16 protein-coding genes are annotated in these 12303 nt (G+C 59.9%); all 16 read left to right on the forward strand.

The features are described from left to right. Nucleotides 1-176: 176 nt before the first annotated feature. Nucleotides 177-2024, forward strand: a complete 1848-nt coding sequence (recQ, locus tag AB4Y34_RS21765) for a DNA helicase RecQ (protein WP_368717187.1) — start codon at nt 177-179, stop codon at nt 2022-2024. Nucleotides 2025-2243: 219 nt separating this feature from the next. Further along, the gene (gene rpsL, locus AB4Y34_RS21770) at nt 2244-2624 is read left to right on the forward strand and encodes a 30S ribosomal protein S12 (protein ID WP_006053290.1); all 381 of its coding nucleotides are present in this window, start codon (nt 2244-2246) and stop codon (nt 2622-2624) included. Between the two features lie 181 nt (nt 2625-2805). Next, nucleotides 2806-3276 carry a 30S ribosomal protein S7 gene (gene rpsG / locus AB4Y34_RS21775; protein WP_006053291.1) on the forward strand — a complete coding sequence of 157 codons (471 nt, stop codon included), beginning with the start codon at nt 2806-2808 and terminating at the stop codon, nt 3274-3276. A gap of 131 nt (nt 3277-3407) precedes the next feature. Continuing rightward, nucleotides 3408-5510, forward strand: a complete 2103-nt coding sequence (gene fusA / locus AB4Y34_RS21780) for an elongation factor G (RefSeq protein ID WP_368717188.1) — start codon at nt 3408-3410, stop codon at nt 5508-5510. 48 nt (nt 5511-5558) lie between these two features. Continuing rightward, nucleotides 5559-6749: an elongation factor Tu gene (gene tuf, locus AB4Y34_RS21785; protein WP_013090760.1), complete on the forward strand. Its 1191-nt coding sequence runs from the start codon at nt 5559-5561 to the stop codon at nt 6747-6749. 127 nt (nt 6750-6876) lie between these two features. Further along, entirely contained in the window at nt 6877-7188 is a 312-nt protein-coding gene (rpsJ, locus tag AB4Y34_RS21790) for a 30S ribosomal protein S10 (protein WP_006998489.1), read from the forward strand. A 199-nt stretch (nt 7189-7387) separates the two neighbouring features. Then, nucleotides 7388-8047, forward strand: coding sequence for a 50S ribosomal protein L3 (gene rplC / locus AB4Y34_RS21795; protein ID WP_176110097.1), 660 nt, complete (start codon nt 7388-7390; stop codon nt 8045-8047). Continuing rightward, entirely contained in the window at nt 8047-8667 is a 621-nt protein-coding gene (gene rplD, locus AB4Y34_RS21800) for a 50S ribosomal protein L4 (protein WP_008923346.1), read from the forward strand. Before rplC ends, rplD begins: the two co-directional genes overlap by 1 nt. Next, nucleotides 8664-8978 (forward strand): 50S ribosomal protein L23, encoded by a 315-nt coding sequence (rplW, locus tag AB4Y34_RS21805; RefSeq protein ID WP_008923345.1) that lies wholly within the window; start codon nt 8664-8666, stop codon nt 8976-8978. Before rplD ends, rplW begins: the two co-directional genes overlap by 4 nt. Before the next feature lie 2 nt (nt 8979-8980). Next, complete coding sequence (gene rplB / locus AB4Y34_RS21810; protein ID WP_008923344.1) at nt 8981-9808, forward strand: 50S ribosomal protein L2; 828 nt, start codon at nt 8981-8983, stop codon at nt 9806-9808. Nucleotides 9809-9818: 10 nt separating this feature from the next. Further along, nucleotides 9819-10094, forward strand: a complete 276-nt coding sequence (gene rpsS, locus AB4Y34_RS21815) for a 30S ribosomal protein S19 (protein WP_006998484.1) — start codon at nt 9819-9821, stop codon at nt 10092-10094. 12 nt (nt 10095-10106) lie between these two features. Continuing rightward, nucleotides 10107-10436: a 50S ribosomal protein L22 gene (gene rplV, locus AB4Y34_RS21820; protein WP_007730533.1), complete on the forward strand. Its 330-nt coding sequence runs from the start codon at nt 10107-10109 to the stop codon at nt 10434-10436. Nucleotides 10437-10447: 11 nt separating this feature from the next. Then, complete coding sequence (gene rpsC, locus AB4Y34_RS21825; RefSeq protein ID WP_176110098.1) at nt 10448-11254, forward strand: 30S ribosomal protein S3; 807 nt, start codon at nt 10448-10450, stop codon at nt 11252-11254. 2 nt (nt 11255-11256) lie between these two features. After that, nucleotides 11257-11673, forward strand: a complete 417-nt coding sequence (gene rplP, locus AB4Y34_RS21830) for a 50S ribosomal protein L16 (protein ID WP_008923342.1) — start codon at nt 11257-11259, stop codon at nt 11671-11673. A gap of 10 nt (nt 11674-11683) precedes the next feature. Further along, nucleotides 11684-11878, forward strand: a complete 195-nt coding sequence (gene rpmC / locus AB4Y34_RS21835; RefSeq protein ID WP_007180130.1) for a 50S ribosomal protein L29 — start codon at nt 11684-11686, stop codon at nt 11876-11878. Beyond that, on the forward strand, nt 11875-12147 hold the full coding sequence (rpsQ, locus tag AB4Y34_RS21840) for a 30S ribosomal protein S17 (RefSeq protein ID WP_007180129.1): 273 nt from the start codon (nt 11875-11877) through the stop codon (nt 12145-12147). Before rpmC ends, rpsQ begins: the two co-directional genes overlap by 4 nt. Nucleotides 12148-12303: the final 156 nt, after the last annotated feature.

Consider the following 12303-nt stretch of genomic DNA (forward strand, 5'->3'; position numbering starts at 1 on the left):
TTTCGACTGAGCGGCTTTTTTTTGCTCATTTTTTGCGCGTGCATCGGTGCCATGCGCCGGCGCATCCCTAGGCCGGATGGCCAAGGTTGTCGCAAAGCGCGGGCGCGGCGCGAATGCGTTGGTAAAATTCGTCTCACCGCCTGCGTGCCGTTCCCTTCGCCGTCTCTGTCAAATACATGTCCCGTCCGCTCGAAATCCTCAACGAAGTCTTTGGTTATCCCGCGTTCAGAGGGCAGCAGGGCGAAATTGTCGAGCACGTCGCCGATGGCGGCGACTGCCTCGTGCTGATGCCGACGGGCGGCGGCAAATCGCTGTGCTATCAGATTCCGTCGCTGGTGCGGCGCGAACGCGGCTTTGGCACCGGCATCGTGGTGTCGCCGCTGATCGCGTTGATGCAGGATCAGGTGGCCGCGTTGACCGAAGTCGGCGTGCGGGCCGCGTACCTGAACTCGACGCTGTCGAGCGCGGAGGCGATGGCCACCGAGCGGGCGCTTCGCGACGGCGACATCGATCTGCTCTACGTCGCACCGGAGCGGCTGATGACGTCGCGCTTCCAGGAACTGCTCGAGCGCACGCGCATCGGTCTTTTCGCGATCGACGAAGCGCACTGTGTGTCGCAATGGGGACACGATTTCCGGCCCGAATATATCCAGCTGTCGGTGCTGCACGAGCGCTTTCCGAATGTGCCGCGCATTGCACTGACGGCGACCGCCGACGCGATCACGCGCGACGAAATCATCCACCGTCTCGCGCTCGAGAATGCGCGCGTGTTCGTGTCGAGTTTCGATCGACCGAACATTCGCTATCGCATTGCCGAAAAAGACAACGCACGTACGCAGCTGCTCGACTTCATCCGCGCAGAGCATACGAAGGCCGACGGCACGACCGACGCGGGCGTCGTCTATTGCCTGTCGCGCCGCAAGGTCGAGGAGACCGCCGAGTGGCTGAAGGAAAAGGGCATGCGCGCGCTGCCATACCACGCCGGCATGGAATTCGAAGTGCGCCAGAAGCATCAGGAAATGTTCCAGCGCGAGGAAGGCATCGTGATGTGCGCGACGATCGCGTTTGGCATGGGCATCGACAAACCCGACGTGCGGTTCGTCGCCCATCTGGATTTGCCGAAGAGCGTCGAAGGGTACTACCAGGAGACCGGCCGCGCGGGCCGGGACGGGCTGCCGTCGAATGCGTGGATGGCCTACGGGCTCGGTGACGTCGTGCAGCAGCGCAAGATGATCGACGAATCCGAAGCCGATGACGCCCACAAGCGCGTCCAGACCGGCAAGCTCGATGCGCTGCTCGGTTTGTGCGAAACCGCGACCTGCCGACGCGTGCGCCTGCTCGCGTACTTCGGCGAAACGAGCCAACCGTGCGGCAACTGCGACAACTGCCTCGAGCCGCCCCCGACCTGGGATGCGACGCGCGAGGCTCAGATGGCGCTGTCGTGCGTGTTTCGCGCGCAGCGCGCGAGCGGCTTTCATTTTGGCGCCGGACACCTGATCGATATTTTGCGCGGCAACCGCAGCGAGAAAATTTTGCAGCGCGGGCACGAGAAGCTGACCACGTTTGGTATCGGCGCAGCGCTCGGTGAGCCGGAATGGCGTGCGATCTTCCGTCAGCTAGTTGCATTCGGCTACCTGACGGTCGACCACGAGGGCTTCGGTTCGCTCGTGCTCACGGAGGCGAGCAAGCCGGTGCTAAAGGGCGAGCAGAAGGTGACGATGCGGCGCTACGTCAAGCCCACACGCACGCGTCAATCGGCGGGGCGTACGAGCGAACGCGCCGATCCGACCATCGGCATGGGCCCTCGCGAGCGCGCCCGCTGGGAGCGTCTACGCATGTGGCGCACCGATACCGCGAAGAGCGACGGCGTGCCGGCTTATGTGATTTTCCATGACGCGACGCTTGCGGAAATCGCCCGTCTCGGCCCGGATTCGATCGAGGATCTGCGTGGGATTCCTGGCATGGGCGCCCGTAAACTTGACCGTTTCGGTTACGAATTGCTAAACGTCGTAGCGGCCGACTGACTCATCTGGCTGTTTCGCCGGATTGACAGGGATGCGAAACATCGCAACCTGTTGACTCCCTTAGTATTTTCGGAATATTATGCTAGGTTCTGGTTCTTGGCATGCGTGCGCGCGGCTTCAGTTCGTGCGTAGGTAGGCCAACCGGAAGTTCGATGCGCAGGCGTTTCCGCTTTGCCCGGAAACAGATGCGTCGATTTTGTTCAATTTCAGGAATAAACAATGCCAACCATCAATCAACTGGTTCGCAAAGGCCGCACGTCGGAAACGACGAAGAGCAAGAGCCCGGCCTTGCAGGACTGCCCCCAGCGTCGCGGCGTGTGCACCCGTGTGTACACCACGACGCCGAAGAAGCCGAACTCGGCACTCCGTAAGGTCGCCAAAGTTCGCCTGACGAATGGCTTCGAAGTCATTTCGTATATCGGTGGTGAAGGCCACAACCTGCAGGAACACTCGGTCGTGCTGATTCGCGGCGGCCGTGTGAAGGACTTGCCGGGTGTGCGTTACCACATGGTTCGCGGCTCGCTGGATACCCAGGGCGTCAAGGATCGTAAGCAGGCTCGCTCGAAGTACGGTGCGAAGCGTGCCAAGGCTGGCAAGTAATTAGCCCGTCAATCGTAGTTTCAGGTCGCCTGCAAAGGCGGTAATAGCGATGGTGCCGGAATCGCCGGTGCTATCGAGTAAGTGGTCACCCGACCAGGCTGGTTAGTCTTACGGATGAATCGGGTTAGTTGGTGGCCGCGGGGCTGCAATCAGCTCCAACTGAAAAGGTAAAGGAAGAAACATGCCGCGTCGTCGCGAAGTCCCCAAGCGGGAAGTGTTGCCGGATCCGAAGTTCGGCAACGTTGATGTAGCAAAATTCATGAACGTCCTGATGCTCTCCGGCAAGAAGTCGGTTGCCGAGCGTATCGTGTACGGCGCTTTCGAACAGATCCAGACCAAGGGTGGCAAGGACCCGCTGGAGGTGTTCACGGTGGCGCTCAACAACGTCAAGCCGGTGGTCGAAGTGAAGAGCCGCCGCGTTGGTGGTGCGAACTATCAGGTTCCGGTCGAAGTGCGCCCGTCGCGTCGTATGGCATTGGCGATGCGTTGGCTGCGTGAAGCCGCGAAGAAGCGCAGCGAGAAGTCGATGGCCCTGCGTCTGGCAGGTGAACTCTCCGAAGCGGCCGAAGGCCGTGGCGGCGCGATGAAGAAGCGCGACGAAGTTCACCGGATGGCAGAAGCCAACAAGGCGTTCTCGCACTTCCGTTTCTAAGCTTTCCCGACCCCGGGTTTAGCGGAAACGGAAAGAAATTCCGGGCGGGTGCGCTTCAAGGGCGCCTCGCCCGTTTGTGTTACAGCGCGATGGGTATCTCTCGCATCGCGCCATCCCAATAGAGGATCAAAGTGGCTCGCAAGACTCCTATCGAGCGCTACCGTAACATCGGTATTAGCGCTCACATCGACGCCGGCAAAACGACGACGACCGAGCGCATTCTGTTCTACACGGGCGTGAACCACAAGATTGGTGAAGTTCACGACGGCGCTGCCACCATGGACTGGATGGAGCAGGAACAGGAACGCGGCATCACGATTACTTCCGCTGCTACCACGGCATTCTGGAAGGGCATGGCGGGCGACCGCGCCGAGCATCGCATCAACATCATCGACACCCCGGGTCACGTCGACTTCACGATCGAAGTCGAGCGCTCGATGCGCGTGCTCGATGGCGCGTGTATGGTGTACTGCGCTGTGGGCGGTGTGCAGCCCCAGTCGGAAACCGTGTGGCGTCAAGCTAACAAGTACAAGGTTCCCCGTCTCGCGTTCATCAACAAGATGGACCGTACCGGCGCGAATTTCTTCAAGGTCTACGACCAGCTCAAGCTGCGTCTTAAGGCGAACCCGGTTCCGGTCGTCGTGCCTATTGGCGCGGAAGAGAACTTCACGGGCGTCGTCGATCTGATGAAGATGAAGGCGATCATTTGGGACGACGCGTCCCAAGGTACCAAGTTCTCGTACGAAGACATCCCGGCAGAACTCGTCGACACGTGCAACGAATGGCGTGAAAAGATGGTCGAAGCCGCGGCTGAAGCGAACGAAGACATGATGAACAAGTACCTCGAGTCGGGCGAACTGACCGAAGAGGAAATCATCAAGGGTCTGCGCGACCGTACGATCGCTTGCGAAATCCAGCCGATGCTGTGCGGCACCGCGTTCAAGAACAAGGGTGTGCAGCGCATGCTGGACGCCGTGCTCGACTTCCTGCCGTCGCCGATCGACATTCCGCCGGTTACTGGCGAACTGGAAAACGGTGAAAAGGCGGAGCGCCGCGCGGCCGATGACGAAAAGTTCTCGGCACTGGCATTCAAGATCATGACCGACCCGTTCGTCGGCCAGCTGATCTTCTTCCGTGTGTACTCGGGCGTCGTCAATTCGGGCGACACGGTGCTGAACGCGACCAAAGACAAGAAGGAACGTCTGGGTCGTATTCTGCAGATGCACGCGAACCAGCGCGAAGAAATCAAGGAAGTGCGCGCGGGCGACATCGCTGCCGCGGTCGGCCTGAAAGAGGCGACCACGGGCGACACGCTGTGCGATCCGCAGAACCCGATCGTGCTCGAACGCATGATTTTCCCGGAGCCGGTGATTTCGCAGGCTGTCGAGCCGAAGACCAAGGCTGACCAGGAAAAGATGGGTCTGGCACTGAACCGCCTGGCCCAGGAAGATCCGTCGTTCCGCGTTCAGACGGACGAAGAATCGGGTCAAACGATCATTTCGGGTATGGGCGAACTGCACCTCGAAATTCTGGTCGACCGGATGAAGCGTGAATTCGGCGTGGAAGCGACCGTCGGCAAACCGCAGGTGGCTTACCGCGAAACGATCCGCAGCACGGCGGCTGACGTTGACGGCAAGTTCGTCAAGCAGTCGGGCGGCCGCGGTCAGTACGGTCACGCAGTCATCACGCTCGAGCCGAACGAACAAGGCAAGGGTTACGAGTTCCTCGACGAGATCAAGGGCGGCGTGATTCCGCGTGAATACATTCCGGCAGTCGACAAGGGTATCCAGGAAACGCTGAAGGCTGGTGTGCTGGCAGGCTTCCCGGTCGTTGACGTGAAGGTTCGCCTGACGTTCGGTTCGTACCACGACGTTGACTCGAACGAAAATGCGTTCCGCATGGCCGGTTCGATGGCGTTCAAGGAAGCAATGCGTAAGGCAAGCCCGGTCATCCTCGAACCGATGATGGCTGTGGAAGTCGAAACGCCGGAAGATTACATGGGCAACGTGATGGGCGACCTGTCGGGCCGTCGCGGTATCGTCCAGGGCATGGAAGACATGGTTGGTGGCGGCAAGATCGTTCGCGCCGAAGTACCGCTGTCGGAAATGTTCGGCTACTCGACGTCGCTGCGTTCGCTGACGCAGGGTCGTGCAACGTACACGATGGAGTTCAAGCACTACGCTGAAGCTCCGCGCAACGTGTCGGAAGCGATCATCAACGCGAAGTCGAAGTAATCGCGCGGCAAAGTCATTCAACGATTAACTTACTGAAAGAAGAGAAACATGGCTAAAGGTAAATTCGAACGGACCAAGCCGCACGTGAACGTGGGCACGATCGGTCACGTTGACCACGGCAAGACCACGCTGACGGCAGCGATCACGACGGTTCTGACGCAGAAGTTTGGCGGCGAAGCGAAGGCGTACGACCAGATCGACGCGGCGCCGGAAGAAAAGGCGCGCGGCATTACCATCAACACCGCGCACGTCGAGTACGAAACGGCTAACCGCCACTACGCACACGTTGACTGCCCGGGCCATGCTGACTACGTGAAGAACATGATCACGGGTGCGGCGCAGATGGACGGCGCGATCCTGGTGTGCTCGGCTGCTGACGGCCCGATGCCGCAAACGCGTGAGCACATCCTGCTGGCGCGTCAGGTTGGCGTTCCGTACATCATCGTGTTCCTGAACAAGTGCGACATGGTGGACGACGCTGAGCTGCTGGAGCTCGTCGAGATGGAGGTTCGCGAACTTCTGTCGAAGTACGACTTCCCGGGCGACGACACGCCGATCATCAAGGGTTCGGCCAAGCTGGCGCTGGAAGGCGACAAGGGCGAGCTGGGCGAAGTGGCGATCATGAACCTGGCCGACGCGCTGGACACGTACATCCCGACGCCGGAGCGCGCGGTTGACGGTTCGTTCCTGATGCCGGTGGAAGACGTGTTCTCGATCTCGGGTCGTGGCACGGTGGTGACGGGCCGCGTCGAGCGTGGCGTGATCAAGGTCGGCGAGGAAATCGAGATCGTCGGTATCCGCGCAACGGCCAAGACGACCTGCACCGGCGTGGAAATGTTCCGCAAGCTGCTCGATCAGGGGCAGGCCGGCGACAACGTTGGTATCCTGCTGCGCGGCACGAAGCGTGAAGACGTGGAGCGTGGTCAGGTTCTGGCCAAGCCGGGTTCGATCAACCCGCACACGCACTTCACGGCTGAAGTGTACGTGCTGAGCAAGGACGAAGGCGGCCGTCACACGCCGTTCTTCAACAACTACCGTCCGCAGTTCTACTTCCGTACGACGGACGTGACGGGCTCGATCGAGTTGCCGAAGGACAAGGAAATGGTGATGCCGGGCGACAACGTGTCGATCACGGTGAAGCTGATCAACCCGATCGCGATGGAAGAAGGCCTCCGCTTCGCAATCCGCGAAGGTGGCCGTACGGTCGGCGCTGGTGTCGTCGCAAAGATCATCGAGTAAAATCGCAGATTGGTTTAGCAGTATGTAGCGCCCGGGCTCGGGCGCTCGCTCTCCGCAAGCGCCCGAGCCTACGTTCTTTTTCTACTCGGCGGTGCAATATCGCCTCGCTCTTTCCAAGGAATTTGTCATGCAGAACCAGAAAATCCGCATCCGCCTGAAGGCTTTCGACTATCGCCTGATCGATCAATCGGCAGCTGAAATCGTCGACACGGCGAAGCGGACTGGCGCAATCGTTCGTGGCCCGGTGCCCCTGCCGACCCGCATTCAACGCTTCGACATTTTGCGTTCGCCGCACGTCAACAAGACGTCGCGCGATCAGCTCGAAATCCGCACGCACCAGCGTCTGATGGACATCGTCGACCCGACGGACAAGACCGTTGATGCGCTCATGAAGCTCGATTTGCCGGCTGGCGTCGACGTTGAAATCAAGCTGCAATAAGGCTTCAGCCCTTGTCCGGCGATCCGGGCAGCGCTAAGTCTTTGATTGCTTGCGGAAAACGAAAAGGCTCGCTATACTAGTGAGCTTTTCGCGCATTTGCGTAAAAAGTCGGTGTGCTGCAGCATGGTCTCATGCTCGAAACGGCGCCGACATTTTGTAAATTAGCCCCGACCAATCGCAGTCGGGAATGGAGAAAACGATGAGCCTTGGACTCGTAGGTCGCAAGGTTGGCATGACCCGTATCTTCACGGCTGAGGGGGATTCGATTCCCGTCACCGTGCTGGACGTGTCCGACAACCGCGTGACGCAGATCAAGACTGTTGAAACCGACGGCTACACGGCCGTGCAGGTTACCTTCGGTACGCGCCGCGCATCGCGCGTGACGAAGCCGTTGGCAGGTCATCTCGCCAAAGCCGGCGTTCAAGCCGGTGAAATCCTCAAAGAATTTCAGATCGACCCCGCTAAGGCTGCCGAGTTGTCGAACGGCACCGTAGTGGGTCCCGAGTTGTTCGAAGTGGGCCAGAAGGTCGACGTGCAAGGCGTGTCGATCGGTAAGGGCTACGCCGGTACCATCAAGCGTTACAACTTCTCGTCGGGACGTGCCTCGCACGGTAACTCGCGCTCGCACAACGTGCCGGGCTCGATCGGTATGGCGCAGGATCCGGGTCGTGTTTTCCCGGGTAAGCGCATGACTGGTCACATGGGTGACGAGAAGGTAACGGTGCAAAACCTCGAAATCGCTCGTATCGACGCTGACCGCAAGCTGCTGCTGGTCAAGGGCGCCGTTCCTGGTGCGAAGGGTGGCAAGGTATTCGTTACGCCGGCCGTGAAGACGCGTGCCGTGAAAGGAGCGAAATAATGGAACTTAAGCTCCTGAATGCCAATGGTCAGGAAGGTGCAGGCGTTAGCGCGTCGGACGTCGTGTTCGGCCGCGATTATAACGAAGCCCTGATTCACCAGGTGGTGGTTGCGTACCAAGCGAACGCCCGTAGCGGCAACCGCGCGCAGAAGGATCGTGAGCAGGTCAAGCACACGACCAAGAAGCCGTGGCGCCAGAAGGGTACAGGCCGCGCCCGCGCCGGTATGTCGTCGAGCCCGCTGTGGCGCGGCGGTGGCCGCATCTTCCCGAATTCGCCGGAAGAAAACTTTTCGCACAAGGTCAACAAGAAGATGCATCGCGCAGGTCTCTGCTCGATCTTCTCGCAGCTGGCCCGCGAAGGCCGCATCTCGGTGGTCGACGAGCTGACGCTCGAGGCGCCGAAGACGAAGCTGCTGGCCGAAAAATTCAAGGCGATGGGTCTCGACTCCGTGCTGGTGATTACCGACACGGTTGACGAAAACCTGTACCTCGCGTCGCGCAATCTCGCCCACGTGGCGGTTGTCGAGCCGCGTTACGCCGACCCGCTGTCGCTGATCTACTTCAAGAAAGTCCTGATCACGAAGGCTGCGGTCGCCCAGATCGAGGAGTTGCTGTCATGAGCGAGATTCGCAAGAACGATCATCGTTTGATGCAGGTCCTGCTCGCGCCGGTGGTCTCCGAAAAGGCGACGCTGGTTGCCGACAAGAACGAGCAGGTTGTGTTCGAAGTCGCGCCGGATGCTACGAAGCAGGAAGTGAAAGCTGCAGTCGAGCTGCTGTTCAAGGTGGAAGTCGACTCCGTCAACGTGCTGGTCGCGAAGGGCAAAGCCAAGCGCTTTGGCCGCTTCATGGGCAAGCGCAAAGACGTGAAGAAGGCGTACGTCTGCCTGAAGCCCGGCCAGGAAATCAACTTTGAAGCGGAGGCCAAGTAATCATGGCAATCGTGAAAGTTAAGCCGACTTCGCCGGGCCGCCGCGCGATGGTCAAGGTGGTCAACAAAGAACTGCACAAGGGCAAGCCGTTTGCGGCACTGCTCGACACGCAGTCGTCGACCGCCGGCCGTAACAACAACGGTCACATCACTACGCGTCACAAGGGCGGTGGTCACAAGCATCACTATCGTGTCGTCGACTTCCGTCGCACGAAGGACGGTATTCCGGCAAAGGTCGAACGTCTTGAGTACGACCCGAACCGTAGCGCGAACATCGCGCTGGTTCTGTACGCAGACGGCGAGCGCCGCTACATCATCGCTCCAAAGGGTGTCACCGTCGGTCAGCAACTGATGTCGGGTTCGGAAGCGCCGATCCGCGCAGGTAACACGCTGCCGATCCGCAACATTCCGGTCGGTACGACGATTCACTGCATCGAAATGCTGCCGGGCAAGGGCGCGCAAATGGCGCGTTCGGCTGGCACGTCGGCGATGCTGCTCGCTCGCGAAGGCGTCTACGCGCAGGTTCGTCTGCGTTCGGGCGAAATCCGCCGCGTGCACGTTGAATGTCGCGCGACGATCGGAGAAGTGGGCAACGAAGAGCACAGCCTCCGTCAAATCGGTAAGGCGGGCGCGAACCGCTGGCGCGGCATCCGCCCGACGGTGCGTGGCGTTGCAATGAACCCGGTCGACCACCCGCACGGTGGTGGCGAAGGCAAGACTGCGGCAGGCCGCGATCCGGTGAGCCCGTGGGGCACGCCGACGAAGGGCTATCGTACCCGCAGCAACAAGCGCACGACGAGCATGATCGTCCAGCGCCGTCACAAGCGTTAAGGAGTAGGCAATGGCACGTTCTATTAAGAAAGGTCCGTTCTGCGACGCCCATTTGCTGAAGAAGGTTGAGGCGGCTGCAGCATCGCGTGACAAGAAACCGATCAAGACCTGGTCGCGTCGCTCGACGATCCTGCCGGACTTCATCGGTCTGACGATCGCCGTTCACAACGGCCGTCAACACGTTCCGGTGTATGTCACGGAAAACATGGTCGGCCACAAGCTTGGCGAGTTCGCACTGACCCGTACGTTCAAGGGTCACGCGGCCGACAAGAAGGCCAAGAAATAAGGGGCAATCAAGATGGAAGTGAAAGCAATTCATCGCGGTGCCCGCATCTCGGCGCAAAAAACGCGCCTTGTGGCTGACCAGATCCGCGGTTTGCCGGTCGACAAGGCGCTGAACGTTCTGACGTTCTCGCCGAAGAAGGCTGCGGGAATCGTGAAAAAGGTCGTGCTGTCGGCGATCGCGAATGCGGAGCACAACGAAGGCGCCGATATCGACGAGCTCAAGATCACGAGCATCTACGTCGATAAGGCAGCGTCGCTGAAGCGTTTTACCGCGCGCGCCAAGGGCCGTGGTAACCGCATCGAGAAGCAATCCTGTCACATCACTGTGACGGTCGGGAATTAAGGGGTCATACGATGGGACAGAAAATTCATCCGACTGGCTTCCGTTTGGCCGTCAGCCGTAATTGGGCTTCGCGTTGGTACGCGAACAACAACAATTTCGCGGCGATGTTGCAGGAAGACATCGGTGTTCGTGAATACCTGAAGAAGAAGCTGAAGAACGCGTCCGTCGGCCGCGTCGTGATCGAGCGTCCTGCAAAGAACGCACGTATCACGATTTTCAGCTCGCGTCCGGGTGTCGTGATCGGTAAGAAGGGTGAAGACATCGAACTGCTGAAGTCCGAGCTGCAAAAGCGCATGGGCGTTCCGGTTCACGTCAACATCGAAGAAATTCGCAAGCCGGAAACCGACGCGCAACTGATCGCTGATTCGATCACGCAGCAGCTCGAGCGGCGGATCATGTTCCGTCGCGCGATGAAGCGTGCGATGCAGAACGCGATGCGTCTGGGTGCTCAAGGCATCAAGATCATGAGCGCAGGCCGTCTGAACGGTATCGAAATCGCTCGCACGGAATGGTACCGCGAAGGCCGCGTGCCGCTTCACACGCTGCGTGCAGATATCGACTACGCAACGTCGGAAGCAAAGACGACGTACGGCATCATCGGCGTGAAGGTGTGGGTCTATAAGGGCGATACGCTCGGCCGCAATGACGCACCGGTGGTCGAAGAAGTCGCCGAAGAAAAGCGTCCGCGCCGCAACGCACGTCCGGGTGGCGATCGCCGTCCGCGTCGTGATGGTGAAGGTGGTGGCCCGGCAGGTGCACGCCGTGGCGCTCCTCGTCGTGCTGGCGGTACCGGCGGCGACGGGAAGACTGGAGAATAACGATGCTGCAACCGAAACGCAGAAAGTATCGCAAAGAGCAGAAAGGTCGTAACACCGGCGTTGCTACCCGCGGCAACGCGGTGTCGTTCGGTGAGTTCGGCCTGAAGGCTGTCGGTCGTGGCCGTCTGACCGCGCGCCAGATTGAAGCGGCGCGTCGTGCAATGACGCGTCACATCAAGCGCGGTGGCCGCATCTGGATCCGGATCTTCCCGGACAAGCCGATCTCGACCAAGCCGGCGGAAGTTCGTATGGGTAACGGTAAAGGTAACCCAGAGTACTACGTCGCTGAGATTCAACCGGGCAAGATGCTGTACGAAATGGACGGCGTAACCGAAGAACTGGCGCGCGAAGCGTTCCGTCTGGCTGCAGCGAAGCTGCCGCTGAAGACGACGTTTATCGTGCGTCAGCTCGGCGCCTAAGGAGCAAATGATGAAGGCTTCCGAACTTCACCAGAAAGATCAGGCCGCGCTCAACAAGGAGCTGTCGGACCTGTTGAAGGCGCAATTCGGCCTGCGCATGCAACTCGCGACCCAGCAGCTCACGAACACGAGCCAGCTGAAGAAGGTTCGTCGCGACATCGCACGTGTGCGGACCGTCCTGACTGAGAAGGCGAACCAGAAATGAACGATAGCGTAAAAACCTCGCTCAAGCGGACGCTGGTCGGCAAGGTCGTCAGCAACAAGATGGACAAGACGGTTACCGTGCTGGTCGAGCACCGCGTGAAGCACCCGATCTACGGCAAGTACGTCGTGCGTTCGAAGAAGTACCACGCGCATGACGACGCGAACACGTACAACGAGGGCGACCTCGTTGAGATCCAGGAAACTCGTCCGATTTCGAAGACGAAGGCTTGGGTTGTGGCTCGCCTGGTCGAGGCTGCTCGCGTCATCTGATGTCGCAAAGCAGTAGAAGTAGTTGAAATCGCAGTAAGTTTCGCTTGCAAGACCGGGATTATTTGATATAATCTCGGTCTTCCCTCTTTATGGGAGCCCCGTCGCGGGCGAAGTTGGTGGGGGAAGCGGTCCGGGCGCCAGCCTGTGCCGAAGGAT

Origin of the sequence: Paraburkholderia sp. BR10954 (genome assembly GCF_040965775.1) — a bacterium.
In the GTDB taxonomy this organism is placed as follows: Bacteria; Pseudomonadota; Gammaproteobacteria; order Burkholderiales; family Burkholderiaceae; genus Paraburkholderia; species Paraburkholderia youngii.

Bases quoted from the DNA above. Each gene is read 5' to 3' on its own strand.
- recQ (WP_368717187.1), top strand. From the start codon at position 177: ATGTCCCGTCCGCTCGAAATCCTCAACGAAGTCTTTGGTTATCCCGCG.
- rpsL (WP_006053290.1), top strand. From the start codon at position 2,244: ATGCCAACCATCAATCAACTGGTTCGCAAAGGCCGCACGTCGGAAACG.
- rpsG (WP_006053291.1), top strand. From the start codon at position 2,806: ATGCCGCGTCGTCGCGAAGTCCCCAAGCGGGAAGTGTTGCCGGATCCG.
- tuf (WP_013090760.1), top strand. From the start codon at position 5,559: ATGGCTAAAGGTAAATTCGAACGGACCAAGCCGCACGTGAACGTGGGC.
- rpsJ (WP_006998489.1), top strand. From the start codon at position 6,877: ATGCAGAACCAGAAAATCCGCATCCGCCTGAAGGCTTTCGACTATCGC.
- rplC (WP_176110097.1), top strand. From the start codon at position 7,388: ATGAGCCTTGGACTCGTAGGTCGCAAGGTTGGCATGACCCGTATCTTC.
- rplD (WP_008923346.1), top strand. From the start codon at position 8,047: ATGGAACTTAAGCTCCTGAATGCCAATGGTCAGGAAGGTGCAGGCGTT.
- rplW (WP_008923345.1), top strand. From the start codon at position 8,664: ATGAGCGAGATTCGCAAGAACGATCATCGTTTGATGCAGGTCCTGCTC.
- rplB (WP_008923344.1), top strand. From the start codon at position 8,981: ATGGCAATCGTGAAAGTTAAGCCGACTTCGCCGGGCCGCCGCGCGATG.
- rpsS (WP_006998484.1), top strand. From the start codon at position 9,819: ATGGCACGTTCTATTAAGAAAGGTCCGTTCTGCGACGCCCATTTGCTG.
- rplV (WP_007730533.1), top strand. From the start codon at position 10,107: ATGGAAGTGAAAGCAATTCATCGCGGTGCCCGCATCTCGGCGCAAAAA.
- rpsC (WP_176110098.1), top strand. From the start codon at position 10,448: ATGGGACAGAAAATTCATCCGACTGGCTTCCGTTTGGCCGTCAGCCGT.
- rplP (WP_008923342.1), top strand. From the start codon at position 11,257: ATGCTGCAACCGAAACGCAGAAAGTATCGCAAAGAGCAGAAAGGTCGT.
- rpmC (WP_007180130.1), top strand. From the start codon at position 11,684: ATGAAGGCTTCCGAACTTCACCAGAAAGATCAGGCCGCGCTCAACAAG.
- rpsQ (WP_007180129.1), top strand. From the start codon at position 11,875: ATGAACGATAGCGTAAAAACCTCGCTCAAGCGGACGCTGGTCGGCAAG.